The following is a 23,484-nucleotide window of genomic DNA, read 5'->3' on the forward strand; positions in this document are numbered from 1 at the left end:
GCCGGGCGGCCCCGTCCATCGTGCAAGGGTTCCGCGGGCCGTCCGGCGCACCGGACCGGCGCCGGACAGGCCCTAGCGGCGGGCGGTGCGGGTGCGCCAGGGCAGCTCGACGGTGACGGTGGTCGGGCCGCCCTCCGGGCTGTTCACCAGGAAGACGCCGTCCACCGCCCGGATCCGGTCGGCCAGCCCGCCCAGGCCGCTGCCCGGGTAGGGGGCGGCCCCGCCCTTGCCGTCGTCGTGGACCAGCACCATCAGCTGGTCGTCGGAGCGCCAGACGTCGACCGAGGCGCTCTGGGCGCCCGCGTGCTTGGAGACGTTGGTCAGCAGCTCGCTGACGGTGAAGTAGGCGATGCCCTCGACCGCCGAATCCGGGCGCTCGGGTTCGCCGCCCGGTCCGGCCAGGTCGACGTTCACCTTCACCCCGCCCGGGACGGTGCAGCGTGCCGCGACCGCGGACAGTGCCGCGTCCAGGCCGCGGTCGGTGAGCACCGCGGGGTGGATGCCGCGGGCCAGGTCGCGCAGCTCCTGCAGGGCCAGCTTCACCTCGCCGTGCGCGTTGTCGACCATCCGGGCGGCGGCCGCCATGTCCTCCTGGGTCTCCACCTCGCGCAGCCGCTCCTTGGCCATGCCGAGGTCCATCGCCAGCGCGACCAGGCGGGCCTGGGCGCCGTCGTGCAGGTCGCGTTCGATCCGCCGCAGGTCGGCGGCGGCGGTGTCGACCACCGTGCCGCGGTCGTCCTCCAGCTCGCGCACCCGTTCGGCCAGCGCGCCCGGGAAGAGCAGCGACTCGATCAGGATCCGGTCGACCGCCGCCATCGCACGCACCACCACGGGCAGCACCGGCCACAGCGTGATGACCGAGGTCAGGGCCAGGGTGAAGCTCAGGATGCCCCAGGGCAGCATCAGCACGTTGTAGAGCGCCGAGCGCCAGTTCAGCAGGTCGGTGAGGTGGGCGATGGTGTACGCGACCATGCCCGGGCGGCGCGGCTTCACCGGCTCCGGCTCGTCGATCCGGGAGCCGTACACCGAGCGGGCCCGGTTGCGGCCCAGCGCGCCCAGCGCGCGGGAGCCGGCCAGCCCGGCGGCCAGCACCGGCAGGCCGATCACGGTGACCGACAGGCCCAGGCCGACCGCGAGCGCGGTGACCGAGAGCACGAAGCCGGCGATGCCCAGCGGGAGGTTGAGCATCAGGTGTCCGACCTGGCGCCACATCCGCGCGCCGTACAGCGGCGGGCGTTCCATCCGAGCGTCCTGCTCCCTGATGGCGTCCACGGCGCGGTTCAGCGACTTCATCGGATCATCCGTCCCCTCGTTCGAGCTGGCGGACCAAGCTTCCCGAATCGGGGGCGGGATGTGCCATGGGGGTGATACATCTTCCCGACCGGGGGTTATCCCCACCCCCGGCCGGTCCCCGCGCGTTCATCCGGGTGTCCACGGGACGTCTTGCGGAGCGGGCAGGTTTCGGGGGGAGTGGAGCCGTCCCCTTAGACTCACGCATTGGCCACGGTTAAGACCGTGTGGGTAAAAGTCGTAGAACTGTCTTGAGGGCGGATTCGCGGCCGAGGTGGAGGCGAAGGCATGGAGTGGCAGCAGACGGCTGCCGTCGCGGCCGACCCGGCGGTCGGCAGCGGCTACTTCGACGCGTACGCCGCGATGGGCCTGCTGGCCGTCGTCGGGGTGCTCTTCGTCACCGTGGCGTTCACCGCCAACCGCCTGCTGCGGCCGGTGGTGTACTCGCCGGAGAAACTGCTCGCCTACGAGTGCGGGGTGGACCCGGTGGGCGAGGACTGGGCGCACACCCAGATCCGCTACTACGTGTACGCCTTCCTGTACGTGATCTTCGCGGTCGACGCGATCTACCTGTTCCCGTGGGCGACCGTCTTCGCCAGTGCCGGGTACGGCGCCGGAACGCTGATCGAGATGTTCCTCTTCATCGGCTTCCTCGCGGTCGGACTGCTCTACGCCTGGAAGAAGGGCGTTCTGGAATGGACGTGACGCACACCCACTCGCACGGTGCCCAGGGCGGTCCCGTCCCGCTCGGACTGCCCGACCCCGCGCACCCCGGCGCCGTCGAGCGCCGCGGCCTCGGCCCGCTGGCCCGGCTCGCGCCGGACCCGGTCAAGGTCGTGCTCAACTGGGGCCGCCGCTACAGCCTCTGGTGCTTCAACTTCGGCCTGGCCTGCTGCGCGATCGAGTTCATCGCCGCGTCCATGGCCAAGCACGACTTCATCCGGATGGGCGTCATCCCGTTCGCGCCGGGCCCCCGCCAGGCGGACCTGATGATCGTCTCCGGGACGGTCACCGACAAGATGGCGCCCGCCGTCAAGCGCCTCTACGAGCAGATGCCCGAGCCCAAGTACGTCATCTCCTTCGGCGCCTGCTCGAACTCCGGCGGCCCGTACTGGGACTCGTACTCCGTCACCAAGGGCGTGGACCAGATCATCCCGGTCGACGTCTACGTGCCCGGCTGCCCGCCGCGGCCGGAGGCGCTGCTCCAGGGCATCCTCAAGCTGCAGGAGAAGATCGCCGCCGAGTCCCTGCCCGGCCGCTACGCCGCGCCCGCGGCGGCGCTGCGCCGTCCGCTGGTGCCGGGGCCCTCGGCCGACTCGTCCGAGGGAGGGGTCTCGTGACCACGCCTGAGCAGTACGCGGCGTCGGTCGGGGAGTGGGCGACCGGCGCCGAGGCGTACGGGCTGATCACCGTCGACGTGCCGGCCGAGCGCTGGATCGAGGCGCTCACCAGCGCCCGGGACGTGCTGGGCCTGGGCTTCTTCGACTGGCTGAGCGCCGTCGACGAGCTCGCCGAGGGCTTCTCCGTGGTCGCGCACCTGGCCGCCGCCGAGGCGCCGGGGGTGCGCCACCTCGCGCTGCGCACCCGGGTGCCGCGCGACGGCGCCGCGCTGCCCAGCGCCGTCGCGGTGTACGCGGGCGCCGCCTGGCACGAGCGCGAGACGCACGAGATGTTCGGCATCGACTTCCCCGGGCACCCGTACCTGGCCACCCTGCTGCTGCCGGACGGCTTCGAGGGGCACCCGCTGCGCAAGGAGTTCGTGCTCGCGGCGCGGGTCGCCAAGGACTGGCCGGGCGCCAAGGAGCCGGGCGAGTCGGACCACGGCGGCGGGCCGGCCCGGCGCAAGATGCAGCCGGCCGGTGTGCCGGACCCGAACGAGTGGGGGCCGCTCAAGGGCACCCTGCCGCCGGTCGCCGAGCGGCCCGCGCGCGGTGCGCGGGCGGCGGGCGCGGCGGCTCGCACGCCCCGGGCCGGTGCGGCCGCAGCGGCACCGGCCGGTGCCGAGGGTGCGCCGGCGGTGCGGGCGGACCGGCCGCGGCGGACCCGGTCGGTGTCCGAGGGGTCGGCGAGCCAGGGCGCTGCCGAGGCTCCGGCCGCTCCGGCCGCTCCGGCTGCTGAGGGTGCGCCGGCGGTGCGGGCGGACCGGCCGCGGCGGACCCGGTCGGTGTCCGAGGGGTCGGTCAGCCAGACGGCCGACGAGGCCCCGGCCGCCACCGGGGCTCCGGCCGAGCCCGCGGCTCCGGCACGGCCCCGGTCATCCGACGCGCCCTGGCACAACCCGGTGCCGGCCCACGACGAGAAGCCTCCGGCGGAGCAGCCGTCGGCCGAGGAGCCGTCGGCCGAGGAGCCCCCGGTCGCGGAACCGGGCGGGGCGACGGAGAAGGACCAGAACTCGGCCGGAGCGGCCGACCAGGACGGAGACGGCGCGTGAACCTGCTCGACACGGTGCTCCGCTGCGTCGCCACCCTCGTCGTCTTCCTGGTCTTCCCGCTGGTCATCGGCCAGACCGAGCACAAGGTCATGGCGCACATGCAGGGCCGGCTCGGCCCGATGTACGCGGGCGGCTTCCACGGCTGGGCGCAGCTCGTCGCCGACGGCGTGAAGTTCGCGCAGAAGGAGGACATCGTCCCCGCCGGGGCGGACCGCCGGATCTTCCAGCTGGCGCCCGCCGTCTCGCTGCTGCCGTACCTGTTCGTACTGCTGGCGATCCCGGTCGGGCCGAACGGCTTGGTCGGCCAGGCGATCGACGCCGGGCTGTTCTTCGTGCTGGCCGTGATGGGCGTCGGCGTGATCGGCAAGCTGATGGCCGGCTGGGCCTCGGCGAACAAGTTCTCGCTGCTCGGCGGTCTGCGCACGGCCGCGCAGCTGATGTCCTACGAGCTGCCGATGGTGCTCGCGGCGGCCTCGGTGGCGATGGCCGCGGGCACCCTGTCGCTGCCCGGGATCCTGGACGCCTGGCAGTGGTACTGGCTGCCCTGGCAGATCATCGGCGCCTTCGTGTTCTTCACGGCCGGCCTGGCCGAGCTCCAGCGGCCGCCGTTCGACATGCCGGTCGCCGACTCGGAGATCATCTTCGGCGCGTACACCGAGTACACCGGTCTGCGCTTCGCCCTGTTCCTGCTGTCCGAGTACGTGGGCATCCTGGTGGTGTCGGCGCTGACGGCGGTGCTCTTCCTCGGCGGCTGGCACGGGCCGATGGCCGACCAGCTCGGCTGGCTGTGGATGCTCCTCAAGACCTTCGCGCTGGCCTTCGTGGTCATCTGGCTGCGGGTCACCTACCCGCGCCTGCGCGAGGACCAGCTGATGCGCTTCGCGTGGGTGGGGCTGATCCCGCTCGCGCTCGTCCAGCTGGCCCTCACCGGCATCATCAAGGTGGCGATCTCATGAGTTTTCCCGGTGTCGGTCTGGCGAAGGGCCTGGCCGTGACGCTGCGGACGATGACGAAGAAGAGCGTCACCGCGCAGTACCCCGACGTGCAGCCGGTGCTGCCGCCGCGTTCGCGCGGCGTCATCGCGCTGCTGGAGGAGAACTGCACGGTGTGCATGCTCTGCGCGCGCGAGTGCCCGGACTGGTGCATCTACATCGACTCCCACAAGGAGACGCTGCCGGCCGCCGAGCCGAACGCGCGGGCCCGCACCCGCAACGTGCTGGACCGGTTCGCCATCGACTTCTCGCTCTGCATGTACTGCGGGATCTGCATCGAGGTGTGCCCCTTCGACGCGCTGTTCTGGTCGCCGGAGTTCGAGTACGCGGAGACCGACATCCACGAGCTGACCCACGAGCGGGAGAAGCTCCGGGAGTGGATGTGGACCGTCCCGGCGCCGCCGGCGCTGGACCCGGCGGCCGAGGAGCCCAAGGAGATCACCACCGCGCGCAAGGCGGCGGACAAGCTGGCGGCTGCGGCTGCGGCCGCCGCCGAGGAGGAGGGTGACGACGCATGACGGGCGCTGCCACGCTCCTCGCGGCGACCGGCTCGTTGGAGCCGGCCGCCCGTTCGTTCCTGTCCCCGACCGGCCAGGAGATCGTCTTCCTGCTGGTCGGCATCGCGGTGCTCGGCTCGGCGGTCGTCTCCGTCACCACCAGGCAGCTGGTGCACGCCGCGCTCTGGCTGGTGGTCGCGCTCGGCGGGCTGGCGGTGGAGTTCCTGCTGCTCACGGCGGAGTTCATCGCCTGGGTGCAGGTGCTGATCTACCTGGGCTCGGTGGTCGTCCTGGTGCTGTTCGGGCTGATGCTCACCAAGGCGCCGATCGGGCGCTCGCCGGACGCCGACTCGAAGAACCGCTGGGTCGCGCTGGTCGTGGCACTGGCCTCGGCCGGGACGCTGGTGACGCTGGTCGTCGACGCCTTCCGGACCTCCTGGATCGACCTCGGCGCGGGCGGCGGCTCGGCCGCCGTCACCGGCGCCAGCCTGTTCCGGAACTGGGTGCTGCCCTTCGAGGCGCTGTCCGTGCCGCTGCTGGCGGCGCTGGTCGGCGCGATCGTGCTGTCCCGCGGGTCCCGGCGCCGGGTGCCGGCGCCGCGGGCGGGCAAGCTGCGGGCCGGTCGGCCGGTCGGGTCGAACGGGACCGTCGCCGCGACCGCGCCCCGCACCGCTCCGGAGGCCGCCGACCCGTCCGCGCCGTCCGCGCGGTCCGTGACGGAGGAGAGCTGATGCACCTCGCCTACCCCGTCGTCCTCTCCGCGCTGCTGTTCAGCGTCGGCGTGTACGGCGTCCTCGCCCGGCGCAACGCCGTCCTGGTGCTGATGTCCGTCGAGCTGATGCTCAACGCCGTCAACCTCAACCTGGTCGCCTTCGACGCCTGGCTGCGGGACTCGCTGCACGCCGGGCAGGCGCTCACCCTGTTCACCATCACCGTCGCCGCCGCCGAGGTCGGGCTGGGGCTCGCCATCGTCCTGCTGCTGTTCCGGACCCGGGGCACCGCGGACATCGACCGGGCCACCGCGCTCGGCGACCCGGCCGAGCCGTACGCCACCGTCGAGGAGGAGCCGGCCGCGGCCGAGGCACTGAAGGGCCGGGCCACCGCATGAACCTCGCCCTGCCCGTCCTCGTCCCCGCGCTGCCCGCGCTCGGGGCCGCCGCGACCCTGGCCACCGGCAAGAAGGCGCCCGGGCTGACCCGGCCGCTGGCGATCGTCCCGGTCGCCGTCTCGGCCGTGCTCGCCCTGGTGGTCGCCCTCCAGCTCGGCACCGGCCAGACCCTGGACGCGGCCACCCGGCTCACCCCGACCGGTGGCCCGGACATCTCGCTGGCCGTCCACCTGGACGGCTTCAGCTCGCTGATCTCCGTGCTGGTCGGCCTGGTCGCCACCTGCGTCCAGGTCTACTCGACCGCGTACCTGAAGGAGGACCCGCGCTACCCCTCGTACGCGGCGCTGGTCTCGCTGTTCACCGCGGCGATGTTCCTGGTGGTCTTCTCGGGCGACCTGGTCGTGCTGCTGGTCGGCTGGGAGGTCATGGGCGTCTGCTCGTACTTCCTGATCGGCCACCACTGGGAGACCGCGGACGCCCGCTCGGCCTCGCTCAAGGCCTTCCTGGTCACCAAGCTCGGTGACGTGCCGTTCCTGTTCGGGATCTTCCTGCTCGGCGCGAACGCCCACAGCTTCCGGATCCCGGACGTGCTGGCGGCCGCGGGCGAGGGCAGGCTCGGCCACCCGACGCTGGTCGCGCTGCTGCTGCTCGCCGGCGTGGCGGGCAAGAGCGCCCAGTTCCCGCTGCACACCTGGCTCCCGGACGCGATGGCCGGCCCCACGCCGGTCTCCGCGCTGATCCACGCCGCCACCATGGTCGCGGCCGGCATCTACCTGGTGGCCCGGCTGATGCCGGTGTTCCTGCAGTCGGGTGCGGCCCTGGTCGTGCTCGCCGTGATGGCCGCCGTGACGATGATCGGCTCGGCGCTGTGCGCGCTCGCCCAGGACGACCTCAAGCGGGTGCTCGCCTACTCCACCGTCGGCCAGCTCGGCTACATGGCCGGAGCGCTGGCCAGCGGCGACCGCGAGGCCTCGGTGTTCCACCTGGTCAGCCACGGCGCGTTCAAGGCGCTGCTGTTCCTGGCCGCCGGCGTGGTGATCCACGCCGCGCACACCAACTCCATCTCCGCGATGTCCCGGATCCCGGGGCTGCGCAAGCGGGTGCCGGACGCCTACTGGACGACCGGCATCGCGCTGGTCGCGCTGGTCGGGCTGCCACCGTTCTCCGGCTTCTTCAGCAAGGAGGCGGTGCTGACCGCCGCCGAGCACGCCGCCAACGGCGAGGCGCTGACCAACGGGCTCGGCCCGGTCTCGGGGGTGCCGCAGGCGGCCGGCTGGATCGTGCTGATCTCGGCCGGGCTCACCGCGCTGCTCACCGGCGCCTACGCCACCCGGCTGTTCCTGGTCACCTTCCACAGCCCGGCCGGTGCGGCCGCGGCGGCACCGGAGGTGCTGCCCGCTGCCGACCGGGCGACGGTGGTGGCCGACCACGAGCCCGACGCGCCGTACTCGCCCGAGCTGGACGAGGCCGACCCGGCCACCGCCGAGCCGCCCGCGATGCGCTGGCCGCTCTGGGTGCTGGCCGTCCCGACCATGGGCTTCGGCGTCGCCGGGCTGCGCCCGGACTGGCTGCCCGCGCTGCTGGACGGCGGCTCGCTGCGCCCCGCCGGCGTCACCGCCGTGACCGGCGTCGGGCTCGCCGTGGTCGGGGTGCTCGCCGCCTACGGCGCCTGGCGCTCGGCCACCGCGCGGCTGGCCACCGGCCGTCCCGCCCCGGCCGCCGTCGGCCGGGTGCCCGAGCAGGGCGGGGCCCCGGCTGCCGAGGTGATCGTCGCCGACCCCGGGCGCACCCTGCTCGGCCCGCTGTTCGGCCCGGCCCGGCACGGCTTCGGCGTCGACCGGCTGTACCACGTGCTGTTCGTCCGCCCGGTGGCCGCAGCCGCCCAGCTGGTCCGCTTCCTCGACCGCGAGGTCGTCGAGGGCTACGTCCAGGGCAGCGGGATCGGCGCCAACCTGCTCGGCCGGGCCGTCCGGCTCGCGCAGACCGGCAACGCGCAGACCTACCTCAGCGCGCTGCTCGCCGGGGTCGTCCTGCTCGCCGTCCTGGTGGCGGTGTAGCCGGTGCCGCTGTCCTCCACCCCCGTCCCGTTCACCGCCGCTGGGAGTCCCCGATGAACGCGGTCCTCATCGCCCTCCTGGTGCTGCCACTGCTCGGCGCCGCGCTCACCCTGGCGCCGGTGTTCGGGCCGGACCGGGCCGTCGCCGACCGGCGGGCGCTGCGACTGAACTCCGTGGTCACCGGCACGGTGTTCCTGGTCTCCGTCGCCCTCGCGGCCGGTTTCGACCACGGCTCGCCGGCCCGGATGCAGGCCACCACCGACGTGTCCTGGATCCCGGCCCTGCACGTGCGCTTCCACCTCGGGGTGGACGGCGTCTCGCTGCCGCTGGTCGTGCTGACCGCGCTGCTCACCTTCCTCTGCGCGCTGTACTCGGAGAAGCGGCTGCCGGACGGGGGCGCCCGGGGCGGAGCCCCTGACGAGCACCGTCCCACGGCGCAGGCCTTCGTCGGGCTGTTCCTGCTCCTCGAAGTCGGCATGCTCGCCACCTTCGCGGTCCTGGACCTCCTGCTCTTCTTCCTGGCCTTCGAGATCGTGCTGATCCCGATGTACTTCCTGATCGCCCGCTGGGGGAGCGGTGCGAAGACCCCGGCCGCCAACCGGTTCATCCTCTACACGCTGCTCGGCTCGGCGGTGATGCTGCTCGGCTTCCTGCTGGTCGGCAGCAAGGCCGGCACCTTCGACATGCAGGCGCTGGCCGCCGCGCACGGCAACGGCCTGAGCCACACCACCCAGGTGATCGCCGCACTGGCGATCATGGTCGGACTGGCGGTCAAGGCCCCCGCCTGGCCGCTGCACAGCTGGCTCCCCGACGCGCACACCGCCGCCCCGACGGTGGGCTCGGTGCTGCTCGCCGGCGTGCTGCTGAAGATGGGCACGTACGGCCTGGTCCGCGTCCTGCTGCCGGTCGTGCCGGACGGCACCGCGACACTCGCCCCCTACCTGGGCGCCTTCGCCGCCGTCGGCATCGTCTACGGCTCGCTGGCCTGCCTGGCGCTGGCCCTCCCGTCGCCCACCGCCACCCTTCTGTCGAAGCGCTCCGCGCCCTCTGGCTCCGGATCCAGGGGCGACCTCAAGCGCCTGATCGCCTACTCCTCCGTCGGCCACATGGGCTTCGTGCTGCTGGGCATCGCCTCCCTCACCCCGGTGGGCGTCAACGGCGCGCTGTTCGCCAACATCGCCCACGGTCTGATCACCGGCCTGCTGTTCTTCGTCGTCGGCGCGCTCAAGGACCGCTACGGCACGGCCGACCTCGACACCCTCTCCGGCGCCACCGGCGCCGCCCTGTACGGGCGGGCACCCCGGATCGGCGCGCTGCTCGCCTTCGCCGCCGTCGCCAGCCTCGGCCTGCCCGGGCTGGCCGGCTTCTGGGGCGAGGTGCTCGCCATGTTCGGCGCCTTCGACCCGGCCGCCGGCCTGTCGCGCCCCGCCTTCGTCACCTACATGGTCCTGGCCGGCCTCGGCACCCTCCTCACCGCCGCGTACCTGCTGATCGTGGTCAAGCGCGTCTGCATGGGCGACCCCGCGCAGCCCGCACCAGTGGACCGGCTGCCCGACCTGCGCCCGTACGAGGCCGTCAGCTGGACGCCGCTGGCCGCGCTCACGCTGGTGGCCGGCCTCTGGCCCGCCCTCCTGCTCGGCCTCTCCGACCCTGCCGTCAAGCACCTCCTCGGAGGTGGCTGACCGTGCTCGCAGCCCACACCGCCGCACTCGGACCTCACTTCACGGGGCAGCACACTGTGACCTCCCTCGCCGTAGCCAACCCGGGCAGCCTGATCCAGTCCGTGGACTGGGCGGCGATCGCGCCCCCGCTGATCGCCGCCGTGGCCGCCCTCGCCGTGCTGGTCACCGACCTGTTCCTGTCCGAACGGCACAGGAAGTGGCTCGGCCGCCTCACCGCGGCCGGACTCGCCCTCGCCCTCGTCGCACTCCTTCCGCTGACCGGCGGGTCACCCCGAGCGACCTTCTGTGTCCGGAACGTAGCAGGGGCCACTGACAGCGCAGGCTGTTCCTACGTCGCCGACCACTTCGCCCTGGTGTTCCAGCTGCTCGCCCTCGGCGGCGCGCTGATCGCCGCGCTGCTGTCGATGCACACCGTCGACCGCGCGGCGTCGACCGGCGGCTCCGCCGCGGGGCTGCCGGGCGGCGAGTACTGGTTCCTGCTGCTCTCCAGTGCCACCGGCGCCGCGCTGCTGCCCGCCTCCCGCGACCTCGCCACCATGGTGATCGCCCTGGAGGTCGCCTCGCTGCCCGCCTTCGCCCTGGTCGCGCTGCGCCGGGACGGCCGGGGCGCGGAGGCCGCGCTCAAGTTCTTCGTCTCCTCGGTGACGGCGACCGCCGTGATGCTGCTCGGCATCGGCTTCGTCTACGCGGCCGGCGGCAGCCTGCACCTCGGCGCCGTCGCCCAGGGCCTGGAGCACGCACCCGGCCGGCTCAAGCCGCTGGCCGAGACCGGGGCGGTGCTGACCCTGGTCGGCTTCGCCTTCAAGGTCGCCGCCGTCCCGTTCCACTTCTGGGTGCCCGACACCTACACCGGCGCCCCGCTGCCGGTGGCCGGCTACCTCTCGGTGGTCGGCAAGGCGGCCGGCCTGTCCGGCCTGGCGCTCGCCACCACCATCGCGTTCCGCCCGTACGCCCACACCTGGGGGCTGGTGCTCGCCGTGCTGGCGGCCGCCACCATGACCGTCGGCAACGTCGGCGCGCTGCGGCAGCGCTTCGACACCCGCTACAGCGCGGTGCGGCTGCTCGCCTGGTCCTCGGTCGGCCAGGCCGGGTACCTGCTGGTGCCGCTCGCCGCCGCCGGGTACGCGCCCACCGGCGCCGACCCGCTCGGCGCGACCGCCGCGTACGCGCTGATCTACGGCGTGGTGAACCTCGGCGCCTTCGGAGTGGTCGCCGCGGTCGGCCGCCGGGCCGGGACCAGCGTGGACGACTTCCGCGGCCTGTTCGCCCGCAACCGCTGGACGGCGCTCGCCCTCGCCTTCTTCCTGCTCTGCCTGGCCGGGCTGCCGCCGGGCGTGATCGGCCTGTTCGGCAAGGTCGTGGTGTTCCGCGCGGCGGTGGACGCCGGGCTGGGCTGGCTGGCCGTGGTGATGGCCGTCAACGTGGTCGTCGCCCTCTACTACTACCTGATGTGGACGGCCCGGCTGTTCGCCCCGGCGGACCCGGCGGCGGACCCGGCCGCGGTCGCGGACGGCGCCGAGCCGAGGCTGCCGGTCAGCCTGACCGCCACGCTGGGGCTCACCGCCTCGGCGGCGGTGGTGCTGTCGGTCGCCCCGCAGCTGGTCCTCCAGGTCGCCGGCGGCAGTCTGTTCTGAGCCCGGGCCCGGGCCGAGCGCGAGCCCTCGGCCCTGGGGCCCTCCGGGTGGTGCGGCGGTGTCGCGGCGGTGTCGCGTCGGTCACAAGGGAACAAGGTCCCCGGCCCCACCCGTTGACCGGGCAAGAGGGACGAGGCGGAAAGGGCTTCCCCACCGCACCACTGGAGGGCCTGACGTGCACAGCCGGCACAACGGACTGAGGACCGCCGTCCTGCTCGGTGGCCTCTCGGCGCTGATCCTGGTGATCGGCAGTTTCTTCGGCCGGACCGGCTTCGTGATCGCCCTGCTGGTCGCCCTCGGGACCAACGCCTACGCGTACTGGAACAGCGACCGGATCGCCCTGCGGGCCATGCGGGCCCGCCCGGTCAGCGAGTTCGAGGCCCCCGGGCTGTACCGGACCGTGCGCGAGCTCTCCACCTCGGCCCGCCAGCCGATGCCCCGGCTCTACATCTCCCCGACCCCGGCCCCGAACGCCTTCGCCACCGGCCGCAACCCGCGCAACGCGGCGGTCTGCTGCACCGAGGGCATCCTGCAGATCCTGGACGAACGCGAGCTGCGGGGTGTGCTCGGGCACGAGCTGAGCCATGTCTACAACCGGGACATCCTGATCTCCTCGGTCGCCGGGGCGCTGGCCTCGGTGGTGATGTTCCTGGTGAACTTCGCCTGGCTGATCCCGTTCGGCCGGGACGAGGACGACGACGGTCCGGGGCTGTTCGGGATGCTCGCCATCATGATCCTCGGGCCGATCGCCGCCGGGCTGATCCAGATGGCGGTCAGCCGCTCCCGCGAGTACCAGGCCGACGCCGACGGTGCCCGGATCACCGGCGACCCGCTGGCCCTCGCCGGCGCCCTGCGCAAGCTCGACGCCGGCACCCGCCAGCTGCCGCTCCCGCCGGAGCCCCAGCTGCAGACCGCGAGCCACATGATGATCGCCAGCCCCTTCCGCCCGGGCGAGGCCGGCACCCGGCTGTTCTCCACCCACCCGCCGATGGCCGAGCGGATCGCCCGGCTGGAGCGGATGGCGGGGTACCGGCGGTGAGGGCCGCTGCGCAGGGCAGGGCGGGGCACCGGCGGTAACAGCGCGCGCGGGCCTTTCAGGTCGCCAGCCCGTCGTACGCCGTCCGCAGGCGGTGGACGCCCTCCGCCACCTGGGCCGGGCTGTCGGCGGCGGCGTAGCTGAGGCGCAGGTGCGGGGCCGGGGGTTCGGCGGCGTGGTACGGGCGGCCGGGGGTGACCTGGACGCCCGCCCGCAGGGCGGTGGCGGCGAGGGCGTCGTCGTCGGTGCCGTCCGGCAAGCGCAGCCACAGGTGGTAGCCGCCGGGCCGGTAGGCGTCGAGCACGCCGGGCAGCTCCCGGTGCAGCGCGGCGACGGCGGCGTTTCGGCGGTCGCGCAGTTCGGCGCCGAGGGTGCGCAGGTGGCGGGCCCAGGCCGGATCGGCGACCAGCTCCAGCGTCGCCTCCTGCAGCGGCCGGGGCACGAAGAAGCTGTCCACCACCTGGGTGGCCCGCAGCCGGGCGAGCGCCGGGCCGCGCGCGGTGAGGGCGCCGACCCGCAGGTTGGGGGAGGCGGCCTTGGTGAGCGAGCGCAGGTGCACCACCACGCCGTCCCGGTCGTCGGCGGCGAGCGGGCGGGGCAGCGCCGGGGCGTCCGCGTGGACGAGCAGCCGGGCGAAGTCGTCCTCGACCACGAAGGCCCCGGCCGCCCGGGCGATCCGCAGCACCTCGGCCCGCCGCGAGGGCGAGAGCACCGCCCCGGTCGGGTTCTGGAACAGCGGCTGGCAGACGAACACCCGCGCCCGGGTGGACTCGAAGGCGTCCGCCAGCAGGTCGGTGCGGACCCCGTCGGCGTCGATCGGCACCGGCACCGGCCGCAGCCCGGCCGCCCGGATGACCGCGAGGATGCCCGAGTACGTCGGCGACTCGACCAGCACCGGTGAGCCCGGCGCGGCCAGCGAGCGCATCGCGACGGTGAGGCCGCCCTGCCCGCCGGAGGTGATCAGGACGTCCCCGGCGCTGATCGGCCCGGCGTGGCCGCCGATGTCGCGGGCGAACCAGCCGCGCAGCTCGGTGAGGCCGTCGGTGGGCGGGCGGTCCCAGGCTCCGGGGCGGCGGCCGGCCCGGGCGAGGGCGGCGGCGAGCAGCCGCTCGGGCAGCAGGGAGGCGTGCGGGTAGCCGCTGTTGAGGTCGATGACGTCCGGCGGGGGCACCCGGAGGGTGGCGAACACCGGGGCGGCCAGCAGGTCGCGCGGGCCGGAGTCGGTGCTGAGCGCGACCTCCTGCCAGGAGAGGTCGCCGGGGCGGGCGGCCGGTGCCGCGCGGCCGCCCGGGGCCGCCGCGAAGGCCGCCGCCCGGAACACCCCCGCGCCGGGCCGGGAGACCACCAGCCCCTCGGCGACCAGCACCGCGATGGCGCGCGAGACCGTCCCCGGGCTGACCTGGTGGCGTTCCACCAGGGCCCGGCTGGACGGGAGCTTCCGCCCCTCCGGGTAGCGCTCGACCTCCTGCCGCAGGCTTTCGGCGAGTTCGGCCACGCTGCTACGCTCGTTCATGACGGAACAGGATAGCGCTACCCATTCGTTGGCGGTAGCAGCGCAGCACCGCGACCGAGCCTCCGGCACCGCCCTCGCCGCCCTCGGGGTGGCCTCCTTCTCGTTCAGCTTCCCGGCCACCGCATGGTCCCTGACCGGCTTCGGCCCGTGGACCTCGACCGGGCTGCGCGGCGCCGTGGCCGGGGTGCTGGCCGGGCTGTACCTGCTGGCCACCGCCGCCCCGCCGCCCGAGCGGCGGCAGTGGCCCGGCCTGCTGGTGGTCTCGGCCGGCTGTGTGGCGGGCTTCCCGCTGCTCACCACGCTCGCCCTGCGGACCTCCTCGACCGCCCACTCGGCGGTGGTCATCGGCGTCCTGCCGCTGGCCACGGCGGTGGTCGCGGCGCTGCGCACCGGCCGTCGGCCGTCCCGGGTGTTCTGGGCGGCGGCGCTGGCCGGGGCCGCGGCCGTGCTGGCCTTCACCCTGGTGCAGAGCCACGGCCGGCCGACCCTCGCCGACCTCTACCTGTTCGTCGGCCTGCTGGTCTGCGCGGCCGGGTACGCGGAGGGCGGCCGGCTGTCCCGGGAGCTCCCGGGCGCGCGGGTGATCGCCTGGGCGGTGGTGGCCGCGCTGCCCGCGATGCTGCTGACCTCCGGGTACGGGCTGGCCGCGGAGCCGGTGCACCCCGGTGTGAAGGCGCTGGCCGGTCTGGCGTACATCGCGGCGGTCTCGCAGTTCGGCGGGTTCGTGCTCTGGTACCGGGGGATGGCCGCGATCGGCGTGCCGAGGGCCAGTCAGCTGCAGCTCGCCCAGCCGCTGCTGACGCTGGTCTGGTCGGTGCTGCTGCTGGGGGAGGACCTGCCGGTGGCGGCGCCGGTGACGGCGGTGGTGGTGCTGCTCTGCATCGCGGTCACCCAGCGGGCCCGGGTCTAGGGCGTGTCCGAGTTCCCGGCGACGTCGTGCGCCCGCGAACCCTGGCACCGGCCCGTACGGAGGAGCCGCCGCTCGTTAGGATGAGCCCGCGCCGCGCGTCGGTCCGGGGCGCGGCATCCGGAGGGAGTGGGCCGTCATGGCAGACGAGAGGCACGCCCCGGCGTCCGGGGACGCGCCGGCCCGCAGGCGCGGCCAGGGCGAGCTGGAGGCGCAGGTGCTGGCGGTGCTCCAGCAGGCGCCCGGCCCGGCCAGCGCGGGGTGGGTCCAGGAACGCCTGGAGGGCGATCTCGCGTACACCACGGTGATGACCATCCTGTCCCGGCTGCACGCCAAGAACGCCGTCTCCCGGAGCCGCTCCGGCCGCTCCTACCTGTGGCAGGCCTCCTCCGACGCCGCCGGGCTGGCCGCGCTGCGGATGCGCCGGATGCTCGACGGCGAGGCGGACCGGGACGCCGTCCTCGCCAGCTTCGTCACCGCGCTGCTGCCGCACGACGAGGAACTGCTGCGGGCGCTGCTGGACGCCGCGTCCGCGGATCCGGCAGCGGCCGACCGTGAGAGCTGATCCGTGGGCTTCTTCGTCTTCCTCCCGCTCATCCTGCCGCTGACCGCGGTGCCGATCGCCCGGCTGACCGAGCAGCACCTGCACCCCCGCGGTGCGACCCGGCTGATGACCGTGATCAGCGCCGTGATGGCGGTGTGCAGCGTGCTCTGCCTGGGCCTGATCGGCGTGGTGGGCACCGCGCAGATCCCGGGCAACCCGCTGCCGGACAGCTGGTCGGACCCGGTGGTGCGGCACGCGCTGCCGTACCACGAGACGGTCGGCACGGCCGCGATGTGGCTGCTGGTGCTGGTCGCCTTCACCTGCTGCCGGACGGTCCTGCGGCACCTGCGGGTCCGCTCCCGGGCCCGGCGGGCACTGACCGGGCTGCCCGAGGGGCCGGCCGGGGAGGAGGGTCTCGCGGTGCTGCCGGACCGCAGCCCGTACGCCTACGCGCTGCCCGGCTCGCCCGGGCGGGTGGTGGTCTCCACCGCGATGCTGGACGGCCTGGCCGAGGACGAGCGGGAGGCGTTGGTGGCGCACGAGCGGGCGCACCTGCGCCACCGCCACCACCGCTACCTGCTGACCACCCAGCTCGCCGCCTGCGTCAACCCCTTCCTGCGGCCGCTCCAGGCGGCGGTGGAGTTCAGCGCGGAGCGGTGGGCGGACGAGGAGTCGGCCCAGGTGGTCGGGGACCGGCGGATCACCGCCCGGGCGGTGGCCCGTGCGGCCCTGGTCTCGCACGCCGCCCCGGCGCCGGGCTTCGCGGCCTTCGCCGCCCCGGCCGCCGCCCAGCCCGGCCCGGTGCCGCGCCGGGTGGCGGCGCTGCTCGGCCCGGTGCCGACGGCCCGCAACTGGCCGCCGGCCAAGACCCCGGCGGGCCTGGCGGCGATGGTCGCCGCAGTCGGTACGGCGGCCTCGGCGCTGTGCGCGCTCAACGCGGCGGTGGCCCTGCTGGTGGTGCTGAAGGCCGTCACTCCCCTGTAGGGCCCGGGTCCGGACGATCATCGTGCCGGTGCCGCCCAGCCGCTTCGTCGGGCACGTCACCACGCGCCCGAGCCGGCCGGGCCGAGCGCCGCTCAGTCCTCGACGCTCCGACGGAGCTTGCGGAACTCGGCGGCCAGCGCGTCCAGGGTGTAGTGGGCGTTGAGGCCGCTCGGGTTGGGCAGGACCCACACCTCGGTGTCGCCGATGCCCTCCGGCTGGCGGCCGATCGTGGCCTGCCGCTTGCCGAAGGCCGTCCGGTAGGCGCCGATGCCGAGCACCGCGAGGACGCGGGGCCGCAGCAGCAGCACGCGTTCGCGCAGCGCAGCGCCGCCCGCGCGCAGCTCCTCGGCGGTGAGCTCGTCCGCCTTGGCGGTGGTGCGCGGGACGACGTTGGTGATGCCGAGGCCGAGGGCGGGCAGCTCGCCCTGCTCGTCCGGGCGGTACTGGCGCCCGGTGAAGCCGGAGCGGTGCAGGGCGGGCCAGAACCGGTTGCCCGGGCGGGCGAAGTGGTGCCCGGTGGCGCCGGACCACAGGCCCGGGTTGATGCCGCAGAACAGCACCCGCAGCCCGGGCCCGGTGACGTCCGGAATGACGGTGTCCTGGGCGGCCAGCAGCTGCTCGGGGGTCGGCTTCATCGGTGGCGGTGTCGGCTTCACCCGGCCAAGTCTGCCGTGGCCGCCGCCCGCGCCGTGCGGCGGTCGCGCAGCACGCGCAGGCCGAGGACCACCACGGCCGCGTACGTCCAGCCGATGAGGACGTCGACGATGAAGTGCTCGGCGCCGTAGACCAGGGTCAACGCCATCGCGAGCGGATAGGCGACCAGCAGCGCCCGCAGCTTGCGCCCGGCGGTCGGCCAGAACAGGAACAGCAGCATCGCCGGGTAGGCGGAGTGCAGCGAGGGCATCGCGGCGACGTCGTTGGCGAACTGACTGCCGTTCTCCAGCAGCGAGTCGGCCTGCGGCAGGCCCATGGTGGAGATGGTCTCCCAGACCACCCGGTGCAGCGGCGGCAGGTCGCCCTGCTGGGCGACCAGCCACGGCGGGTCGGCCGGGTAGAGCAGGTAGGTGGCGAAGCCCGCGAAGGTCAGCGTGAAGTAGCAGGCGAGCAGCTGCCGGAAGCGCTCGTGGGCGCGCCGCCAGAGCACGGCGAGCAGGACGAAGACCACGAGGAAGTGGGAGAGGTAGACGGCCGTCGCCGCGTAGTCGTACCAGTGCGGTGAGCCCGGGGCGTAGAGCGCGTGCTGGAGCCGTACGGTCCAGGTCTCGCCGGAGCCGAGCACCTCGTCGGCGCGCAGCTGGGGCAGCCAGTGCGGGGCCCAGGGGGTGTGGGCGCCGTAGCCGCGCAGCAGGGAGTAGACCCAGACCACGGCCATCACCGGGACCCAGTCGCGCAGCACCAGGAGGAAGCCGAGCCGGCCGTGGCCGCTGTGGACGGCGGCGGTCAGCAGGGCGCCGATCAGCCAGAGGAACACCACGTCGTTGGCGAAGGCCATGCCCTGGGTGGTCAGGAACCAGACGAAGGCGGTCAGGTAGGCCGGCCAGGCCAGCATCCGCAGTCTCGACAGTCCGGTCAGGCGGTCGCGGTCGGTCACGGGGCGCAGTCGTCCGGCCCGCACCGGGGGCGGTGGGGCCGGGCTGAGCAGCTTCGTCATGCTCACCGAAACTAGCAACGGAAGCTTGAAGGACTCTGGGTGAAGTATGACCGGCCCGTAAGAAAATCCCGCGGTCGGGTCAAATCCGGCCGGGCAAAGGTCCCGAAACCGGGCGGACGGGGCAGGCGGCGCCTGCGGGTCAGGCCACGGTGCCGAGTTCGTGCGGGGTGTTGTTGAAGCGCCGCCCGCCACTCGCGGTGACGGTCACGATGTCCTCGATCCGCACCCCGAACCGGCCCGGCAGGTAGACGCCCGGCTCGATCGAGAAGCACATGCCGGGCACCAGCGGCCGCTCCTCGCCCTCGACCAGGTACGGCGGCTCGTGGGTGGTGATGCCGATGCCGTGGCCGGTGCGGTGGACGAAGTACTCGCCGTAGCCGCCCTCGGTGATCACCCGGCGGGCGATCCGGTCGATCTCCTGGCAGGTCACCCCGGGCCGGACCGCCTCGAAGGCGGTCTGCTGGGCGAGCCGGACCAGGTCGTGCACCCTCCGCACCTCGTCCGGGACGTCCGGGCCGACGTGCACGGTGCGGGCGGTGTCGGAGCAGTAGCCGTCCTTGAGGCCGCCGAAGTCCAGCACCACGGTGTCGCCGACGCGGATGATCCGGTCCCCGGCCTCGTGGTGCGGGTCGGCGCCGTTGGGGCCGGAGCCGACGACGGTGAAGTCGACCTGGCTGTGGCCGTACTGGATGAGCAGCGCGCCGAGGTCGGCGGCCACGTCGGTCTCCCGGCGGCCGGCGAAGGCGACCTCCAGGATGCCCCGGTAGGCGGCGTCCGCGGCGCCGCCGGCGGCGGCCAGCCGTGCCAGTTCCTCGGGCTCCTTGACCGCGCGCAGCATCGGCAGGGTCTCGGTGAGCGAGGTGAAGGCGGTTCCGGGCAGCGCGGACTGGAGGCCGAGCAGGTGCACCGCCCAGGCGTCGTCGGAGATGCCGTACCGCCCGGCCGGGTCGAACAGCGGGCCGGCGGTGACGTACGGGTCCTCGCCGTCGGACCAGTCGATCAGGTCGACGGCCGGGGCACCGACCGCCTTCTCGGCGTCCGGCCGCGCCAGCTTGGGGACGACCAGCGCGGGCCGGCGCCCGGCGGTGAGGACGAGGGCGGTGAGCCGCTCGGTGATCGCGGTGGGCTGGTAGCCGCACAGGTAGGTCAGGTGGGGGCCGGGGGCGACCACCAGGCCGGCCAGCCCGGCGGCCGCCGCCTCGGCGGTGGCCCGGCTCATCCGGGCGGTGTGGTCCTCGGTGGTGAACGGACGGGGCACGGTTCTTCCCTCCTCGGGGCCGGACGGACTGCTTTCTTGGGCTTCCTTCGACGTCCCTCGACGCTCTCCGGAATCCTTCGACCGCACCGGGGTCAGTGGTTGTCGGCGCCCTTCGTCCAGCGCCGGGGGACCGGGACGCCGGTCCGGTGCGGCATCGCGATCGTGATCACGGTGTACGGGCCGCCGTCGGCCGGGGGGTTCACCGCGTACGCGACGGTCGAGGCCACGTACGCCGGCAGCGACGGCAGTAGGAGATCGTCATCGAGAGGTGGCGGGGCCGGCGGTCCCTTCAGGACCGGGCGGGGGTGTGTCCGTGGAACTCATCGGGTCCTCCGGTACGGCCCGATCGGCTGCGCGGGCGCCGCCCGGAGGGGCTCCGGTGGCGGCGGGCCGTACCCGGCCAGTTCACCCGGTTGCCGTGACCCGCGCATGCGGCGTACGGCCGTGCGGGTGACCGACGGTCAGCCGTTCGTCGCCGCCGCGGTGGCGGTGGGCCAGGCGGCGCCGCGCAGCGTGCGGCTCGCGGTCGCGGGCAGCAGCGCGGCGGCGAGCACCCCGGCGATCGGGGCCAGGGCGACGGCGGGGGAGAGGTGGTCCAGCAGCAGGCCGGCGGCGAAGGCCCCGGCGGGCATCCCGGCGGTCAGCAGCGTCACGGTCGCGGCGATCACCCGGCCGCGCAGTTCGTCCGGCACCTGACGGAAGACCAGCAGGTCGAGCATCACCCGCAGGGCCGGGGCACCCGCGCCGACCACGAACAGCGCGACGAAGACGGTGACCGCCCCGCCGGGCAGCAGTGGCGCCAGCGGCACCGGCACGGCGGTCCAGGCCACGGCCAGCAGCAGCACGCCGGGGCCCGCCAGCCGGTGCAACCGGGAGACCAGCAGCGTCCCCGCCAGCGCCCCGACCGCCTCGCCGGCCAGTGCCAGGCCGATCCCGCCGCTGCCGGTGCCGTGCTCGCGCAGCAGCACCATGACGGGCAGCAGCAACGCGGCCCCGGTCAGGTTGAGCACCAGCAGCACGGCCAGGGCGGGGCGCAGCAGCGGGGAGGCGGCGAGGATGCGGAAGCCGGCCAGCGCGCCGCCCTTCTCCCGCTGCCGCGGTGCGGCCGGGCTGGGGAAGCGCACCAGCAGCGCGGACACCAGTGAGACCAGGGAAGCGAACGCGGCGCCCAGGAAGGGCACCGAGCGACCGAGCCCGAACAGGAACCCGGCCAGCGGCGGACCGGCCAGCGCGGCGCCGCTCATCCGGGCCTCGTCCTGGGCGAGCGCCTGCGGCAGCTGCTCCGGCGCGACCACCGAACGCAGTGCCAGCAGCCGGATCGGGCCGGTGTAGGCGACGGTCGCGCCGATCACGGCGGCGACCACCAGGAGGTGGACCAGGGACGGCCGGCCGAGGGCGAGCGCCGCCGGGACGCTGGCGAAGGCCAGCAGTCGGGCGGTGTCGGCGACGAGCAGCACCCGGCGGCGGTCCCGCCGGTCGGCGATCACGCCGCCGTGGACGCCGAGCAGCAGGGTGGTGGCCATCTCGACCGCGCCGAAGGCCCCGGCGGCGGTGGCGGAGCCGGTGAGTGCGAGCACCAGCAGGGGGAAGGCGGTCTCGCCGATCCGCATGCCGAGGGTCGCGCAGGACTGGCCGGTCCACAGGGCCTGGAAGCGCAGGTTGCGCCGCAGCGGTACGGGCGGCGGAGCGTCGGCCTTCCCGTCGTCCGGCGCATGCCCGTCCGGCGCGTGCCCGTCCGTTGCCTGCCCGTCCGTCGCCGTGGTGTGCCCCGTCACGTCCGACCCCCATCGCTCGCACCGCCGTCACCGTTCACGTATGCGTGAATGATGACGCCTATATGAGCGATTGCGCAAGGGTGAGCGCTCACCGGAAGGTGATTGCGTGCGGAGCGGTCGATCTGCGAGGGTGGGCCCGTGGCCGAGTACGAACGGGAACCCGCCGACGGGGACGAGCAGCAGCAGCCCACCGCCTGGGTCAAGGAGCGCCAGGTGGGCGACGTCGCCGTGCTCAAGGCGCTGGCCGACCCGCTGCGCCTGGCCATCCTCGGCGCGCTGAAGACCGCCGACGACCGCCCGCTGACCGCCAAGGAGCTCGCCGCCGAGCTCGGCGAACCGCAGACCAAGCTCTACCGGCACATCAAACAGCTGGAGAAGGCCGGGCTGATCCTGGTGGCCGGCACCCGGCTGGTGTCGGGCATCGTGGAGAGCCGCTACCAGGTCGCCCAGGACTCCATCCGGCTCGCCCCGGAGATGTTCAGTGCCGACTCCCCGGCCCGCTTCGAGGCGTACGACGCCATGCTGGCCGCGCTCGACCGGGTCCGCGGCGAGTTCCGCGCCCACCTCGCCGACGGGCGGCTGGACTTCGGCCTCCCGCAGGGCGATTCGGGTACGCCGTCCGGTCTGTTCGCGGACTTCGCGCTGCGGCTCGAACCGGCGCGGCTGGCCCGGCTGCAGGCCCGGCTCAAGGAACTCCTCGACGAGCTGACGGCGGAAGGTCCGAGTACGGCCGATGACGCCGTGGACGTGACCCTCTTCACCCTGCTCTACGGCCTCCGGCCGGGCACGGAATCATAAATTCCGCGCCGACTGTCGGTGCGGTGGGACAGCATGTCCCGCATGTCGTATGAACTCCAGGCGCTGGTGGGCATGTTGGAGCTGATGGCGGTGGCGGCCGCGGAGGTGCCGGCGGCCCGGGTGGTGCCACTGGCCCAGGGGCTGGCGCTGATCCCGGTCACCGCCGCCGTGCTGTCCGCCCTCCAGGGTGACGCGGCCGTGCACAAGCCCGGCGGCGGGGCGGGATTCGGCTGGCACTCGGACGGCTTCGAACTCCGGCTCGCCGCCTGGTCGAAGGCCGGCCCGATCGCCTGCGTCGAGGCCGAGTACTTCGGCGGCGTCGGCACCCAGCGCGCCGCCGTCTGGTCGGACGGCCGGGTCGTCCTCGGGCCGCTCACCAGCGACGAGTCCGAGCCCTGGCCGGCCGAGGGCACCCCGATCTCCCGGGCCCTGCGATGGCTCGGCGGGTACGTCGAGCCGGGGCGGGTGGACGAGTTCGGCTCGGTCGGGCTGGGGGCGCACCGCAGCACGGCGGGCTGGGCGACCGGCTGAGGCCGCGGGAGCCGACGACGGGTCAAGGTGCGACGCGCCGCCGTTCGGCGTACCTGCGGTGGCTGGGTCCTGACGGCGACCGCACGGTGTGGGGCAGGCGATCCCGCCTGACTCGCACCGAGAGGAAGCGGTACTCATGCGCGCCGCCCGGATGTCCGCCGCGCTGAGCGCAGCGCTCGCGCTGACCATGGTCGCCACGGCGTCCGCCACTGCCGACCGTGCAGCCGCGGCCCCACGCACCACCGTCTCGGCCCCGGTCCCCGCCGTCGCCCCAGCCGACGATCCGGCGCTGCCCGCGCTGCCCGCGCTGCCCGCACTGCCCGCCGTCCCGAGCATCCCCACGCTTTCCGCCGCCTCGGCCACGTCGGATCCCAGCGCGGCCCTCGGGGCGCTCGACGACGTCGTCAAGCTGGTCACAGGCCTGCTCGCCAAGGTGACCTCCGCCGTCCCCGGCCTCGGTGGCGCCGTCCAGTAGCTCCTCGCCGCCCTGCAGAACATCCTGCCGGGCCTGACCGGCCAACTCGCCTCCGTGGCGCCGCCGGTGGCCGCGCCGGCCACCGTCCGGTCTCCCCGGCTCGGCGCTCGCGGGTCTCCAGGAGCGGATCGACGCCCTGCGCACCCAGGCGCAGGCCCTGACCACCGCCGTCCGACCCCGGCCCACCGCCGGCTGACCCGCCCCGCCGAAGCGCACGGCTCCGCTCCCGAACCGGGCGCGGAGCCGTTTCGTCGCCAGGACAGCGTCCTGCAGATCTTCCTGTCGGAGCGTCAGATTGGAGCAGATCTTCAGGCCGATCGA

The 23,484-nt window shown here is 74.3% G+C and carries 24 protein-coding genes; 17 read left to right on the forward strand and 7 right to left on the reverse strand.

Features of this window, described 5'->3' with window-relative positions:
• Positions 1-72: 72 nt before the first annotated feature.
• Entirely contained in the window at positions 73-1,293 is a 1,221-nt protein-coding gene (locus tag ACFV1W_RS03635) for a sensor histidine kinase (protein ID WP_380412722.1), read from the reverse strand.
• Positions 1,294-1,578: 285 nt separating this feature from the next.
• Between ACFV1W_RS03635 and ACFV1W_RS03640 the strand changes: the two genes are divergently transcribed.
• The 11 genes from ACFV1W_RS03640 to htpX all read left to right on the forward strand — a co-directional run bounded on the left by ACFV1W_RS03640 (position 1,579) and on the right by htpX (position 12,730).
• On the forward strand, positions 1,579-1,995 hold the full coding sequence (locus ACFV1W_RS03640) for an NADH-quinone oxidoreductase subunit A (protein WP_380412724.1): 417 nt from the start codon (positions 1,579-1,581) through the stop codon (positions 1,993-1,995).
• On the forward strand, positions 1,986-2,630 hold the full coding sequence (locus ACFV1W_RS03645) for an NADH-quinone oxidoreductase subunit B (RefSeq protein ID WP_380412726.1): 645 nt from the start codon (positions 1,986-1,988) through the stop codon (positions 2,628-2,630). Before ACFV1W_RS03640 ends, ACFV1W_RS03645 begins: the two co-directional genes overlap by 10 nt.
• Complete coding sequence (locus ACFV1W_RS03650; protein WP_380412728.1) at positions 2,627-3,721, forward strand: NADH-quinone oxidoreductase subunit C; 1,095 nt, start codon at positions 2,627-2,629, stop codon at positions 3,719-3,721. The genes ACFV1W_RS03645 and ACFV1W_RS03650 overlap by 4 nt, the downstream gene beginning before the upstream one ends.
• Entirely contained in the window at positions 3,718-4,677 is a 960-nt protein-coding gene (nuoH, locus tag ACFV1W_RS03655; RefSeq protein WP_380412730.1) for an NADH-quinone oxidoreductase subunit NuoH, read from the forward strand. The genes ACFV1W_RS03650 and nuoH overlap by 4 nt, the downstream gene beginning before the upstream one ends.
• Positions 4,674-5,231, forward strand: coding sequence for a NuoI/complex I 23 kDa subunit family protein (locus ACFV1W_RS03660; RefSeq protein WP_380412731.1), 558 nt, complete (start codon positions 4,674-4,676; stop codon positions 5,229-5,231). Before nuoH ends, ACFV1W_RS03660 begins: the two co-directional genes overlap by 4 nt.
• The gene (locus ACFV1W_RS03665) at positions 5,228-5,941 is read left to right on the forward strand and encodes an NADH-quinone oxidoreductase subunit J (protein WP_380412733.1); all 714 of its coding nucleotides are present in this window, start codon (positions 5,228-5,230) and stop codon (positions 5,939-5,941) included. The genes ACFV1W_RS03660 and ACFV1W_RS03665 overlap by 4 nt, the downstream gene beginning before the upstream one ends.
• Complete coding sequence (gene nuoK / locus ACFV1W_RS03670; RefSeq protein ID WP_380412734.1) at positions 5,941-6,318, forward strand: NADH-quinone oxidoreductase subunit NuoK; 378 nt, start codon at positions 5,941-5,943, stop codon at positions 6,316-6,318. The genes ACFV1W_RS03665 and nuoK overlap by 1 nt, the downstream gene beginning before the upstream one ends.
• A complete protein-coding gene (locus tag ACFV1W_RS03675; RefSeq protein WP_380412735.1) occupies positions 6,315-8,375 on the forward strand; it encodes an NADH-quinone oxidoreductase subunit L in 2,061 nt (686 codons plus the stop codon). The genes nuoK and ACFV1W_RS03675 overlap by 4 nt, the downstream gene beginning before the upstream one ends.
• 53 nt (positions 8,376-8,428) lie before the next feature.
• Positions 8,429-10,057 (forward strand): NuoM family protein, encoded by a 1,629-nt coding sequence (locus tag ACFV1W_RS03680; RefSeq protein ID WP_380412737.1) that lies wholly within the window; start codon positions 8,429-8,431, stop codon positions 10,055-10,057.
• A 56-nt stretch (positions 10,058-10,113) separates the two neighbouring features.
• Entirely contained in the window at positions 10,114-11,691 is a 1,578-nt protein-coding gene (locus ACFV1W_RS03685) for an NADH-quinone oxidoreductase subunit N (RefSeq protein WP_380412829.1), read from the forward strand.
• A 175-nt stretch (positions 11,692-11,866) separates the two neighbouring features.
• Positions 11,867-12,730: a zinc metalloprotease HtpX gene (htpX, locus tag ACFV1W_RS03690; RefSeq protein ID WP_380412738.1), complete on the forward strand. Its 864-nt coding sequence runs from the start codon at positions 11,867-11,869 to the stop codon at positions 12,728-12,730.
• Between the two features lie 55 nt (positions 12,731-12,785).
• Here the strand turns inward: htpX and ACFV1W_RS03695 are convergent, their stop codons facing one another.
• Entirely contained in the window at positions 12,786-14,240 is a 1,455-nt protein-coding gene (locus ACFV1W_RS03695) for a PLP-dependent aminotransferase family protein (RefSeq protein WP_380412740.1), read from the reverse strand.
• On the opposite strand from ACFV1W_RS03695, the gene ACFV1W_RS03700 reads away from it, so the two are divergent.
• The 3 genes from ACFV1W_RS03700 (at position 14,239) to ACFV1W_RS03710 (ending at position 16,675) form a co-directional block, all read left to right on the forward strand.
• Positions 14,239-15,150: a DMT family transporter gene (locus ACFV1W_RS03700; RefSeq protein WP_380412742.1), complete on the forward strand. Its 912-nt coding sequence runs from the start codon at positions 14,239-14,241 to the stop codon at positions 15,148-15,150. The two genes, ACFV1W_RS03695 and ACFV1W_RS03700, sit on opposite strands and share 2 nt — an antisense overlap.
• A gap of 136 nt (positions 15,151-15,286) precedes the next feature.
• On the forward strand, positions 15,287-15,712 hold the full coding sequence (locus tag ACFV1W_RS03705; protein WP_030284173.1) for a BlaI/MecI/CopY family transcriptional regulator: 426 nt from the start codon (positions 15,287-15,289) through the stop codon (positions 15,710-15,712).
• A gap of 3 nt (positions 15,713-15,715) precedes the next feature.
• Entirely contained in the window at positions 15,716-16,675 is a 960-nt protein-coding gene (locus tag ACFV1W_RS03710) for a M48 family metalloprotease (RefSeq protein ID WP_380412743.1), read from the forward strand.
• A 92-nt stretch (positions 16,676-16,767) separates the two neighbouring features.
• Here ACFV1W_RS03710 and mug read toward each other — a convergent pair whose 3' ends face one another.
• The 5 genes from mug to ACFV1W_RS03735 form a co-directional block, all read right to left on the reverse strand.
• Positions 16,768-17,310 (reverse strand): G/U mismatch-specific DNA glycosylase, encoded by a 543-nt coding sequence (gene mug / locus ACFV1W_RS03715; RefSeq protein WP_380412745.1) that lies wholly within the window; start codon positions 17,308-17,310, stop codon positions 16,768-16,770.
• Positions 17,311-17,327: 17 nt separating this feature from the next.
• The gene (locus ACFV1W_RS03720; protein WP_380412746.1) at positions 17,328-18,326 is read right to left on the reverse strand and encodes a phosphatase PAP2 family protein; all 999 of its coding nucleotides are present in this window, start codon (positions 18,324-18,326) and stop codon (positions 17,328-17,330) included.
• A 139-nt stretch (positions 18,327-18,465) separates the two neighbouring features.
• Positions 18,466-19,545 (reverse strand): M24 family metallopeptidase, encoded by a 1,080-nt coding sequence (locus tag ACFV1W_RS03725; protein WP_380412831.1) that lies wholly within the window; start codon positions 19,543-19,545, stop codon positions 18,466-18,468.
• 131 nt (positions 19,546-19,676) lie between these two features.
• Complete coding sequence (locus tag ACFV1W_RS03730) at positions 19,677-19,811, reverse strand: hypothetical protein (protein WP_380412747.1); 135 nt, start codon at positions 19,809-19,811, stop codon at positions 19,677-19,679.
• A gap of 234 nt (positions 19,812-20,045) precedes the next feature.
• Entirely contained in the window at positions 20,046-21,359 is a 1,314-nt protein-coding gene (locus ACFV1W_RS03735; protein ID WP_380412749.1) for an MFS transporter, read from the reverse strand.
• A gap of 138 nt (positions 21,360-21,497) precedes the next feature.
• Here ACFV1W_RS03735 and ACFV1W_RS03740 point away from each other — a divergent pair, with 138 nt between their 5' ends.
• The 3 genes from ACFV1W_RS03740 (at position 21,498) to ACFV1W_RS03750 (ending at position 23,163) form a co-directional block, all read left to right on the forward strand.
• On the forward strand, positions 21,498-22,157 hold the full coding sequence (locus ACFV1W_RS03740) for an ArsR/SmtB family transcription factor (RefSeq protein ID WP_380412751.1): 660 nt from the start codon (positions 21,498-21,500) through the stop codon (positions 22,155-22,157).
• 42 nt (positions 22,158-22,199) lie between these two features.
• Positions 22,200-22,688 carry a hypothetical protein gene (locus tag ACFV1W_RS03745; RefSeq protein ID WP_380412753.1) on the forward strand — a complete coding sequence of 163 codons (489 nt, stop codon included), beginning with the start codon at positions 22,200-22,202 and terminating at the stop codon, positions 22,686-22,688.
• Between the two features lie 136 nt (positions 22,689-22,824).
• Complete coding sequence (locus ACFV1W_RS03750; protein ID WP_380412755.1) at positions 22,825-23,163, forward strand: hypothetical protein; 339 nt, start codon at positions 22,825-22,827, stop codon at positions 23,161-23,163.
• Positions 23,164-23,484: the final 321 nt, after the last annotated feature.

The sequence above is a fragment of the Kitasatospora sp. NPDC059648 genome (assembly GCF_042734825.1).
GTDB lineage: Bacteria > Actinomycetota > Actinomycetes > Streptomycetales > Streptomycetaceae > Kitasatospora.

Bases quoted from the DNA above. Each gene is read 5' to 3' on its own strand.
- ACFV1W_RS03660 (WP_380412731.1), top strand. From the start codon at position 4,674: ATGAGTTTTCCCGGTGTCGGTCTGGCGAAGGGCCTGGCCGTGACGCTG.
- ACFV1W_RS03705 (WP_030284173.1), top strand. From the start codon at position 15,287: ATGGCAGACGAGAGGCACGCCCCGGCGTCCGGGGACGCGCCGGCCCGC.
- ACFV1W_RS03750 (WP_380412755.1), top strand. From the start codon at position 22,825: ATGCGCGCCGCCCGGATGTCCGCCGCGCTGAGCGCAGCGCTCGCGCTG.
- ACFV1W_RS03675 (WP_380412735.1), top strand. From the start codon at position 6,315: ATGAACCTCGCCCTGCCCGTCCTCGTCCCCGCGCTGCCCGCGCTCGGG.
- ACFV1W_RS03700 (WP_380412742.1), top strand. From the start codon at position 14,239: ATGACGGAACAGGATAGCGCTACCCATTCGTTGGCGGTAGCAGCGCAG.
- ACFV1W_RS03640 (WP_380412724.1), top strand. From the start codon at position 1,579: ATGGAGTGGCAGCAGACGGCTGCCGTCGCGGCCGACCCGGCGGTCGGC.
- ACFV1W_RS03645 (WP_380412726.1), top strand. From the start codon at position 1,986: ATGGACGTGACGCACACCCACTCGCACGGTGCCCAGGGCGGTCCCGTC.
- ACFV1W_RS03680 (WP_380412737.1), top strand. From the start codon at position 8,429: ATGAACGCGGTCCTCATCGCCCTCCTGGTGCTGCCACTGCTCGGCGCC.
- ACFV1W_RS03745 (WP_380412753.1), top strand. From the start codon at position 22,200: ATGTCGTATGAACTCCAGGCGCTGGTGGGCATGTTGGAGCTGATGGCG.
- ACFV1W_RS03665 (WP_380412733.1), top strand. From the start codon at position 5,228: ATGACGGGCGCTGCCACGCTCCTCGCGGCGACCGGCTCGTTGGAGCCG.
- ACFV1W_RS03635 (WP_380412722.1), bottom strand. From the start codon at position 1,293: ATGAAGTCGCTGAACCGCGCCGTGGACGCCATCAGGGAGCAGGACGCT.
- nuoK (WP_380412734.1), top strand. From the start codon at position 5,941: ATGCACCTCGCCTACCCCGTCGTCCTCTCCGCGCTGCTGTTCAGCGTC.
- mug (WP_380412745.1), bottom strand. From the start codon at position 17,310: ATGAAGCCGACCCCCGAGCAGCTGCTGGCCGCCCAGGACACCGTCATT.
- ACFV1W_RS03695 (WP_380412740.1), bottom strand. From the start codon at position 14,240: ATGAACGAGCGTAGCAGCGTGGCCGAACTCGCCGAAAGCCTGCGGCAG.
- ACFV1W_RS03720 (WP_380412746.1), bottom strand. From the start codon at position 18,326: ATGACGAAGCTGCTCAGCCCGGCCCCACCGCCCCCGGTGCGGGCCGGA.
- ACFV1W_RS03725 (WP_380412831.1), bottom strand. From the start codon at position 19,545: ATGAGCCGGGCCACCGCCGAGGCGGCGGCCGCCGGGCTGGCCGGCCTG.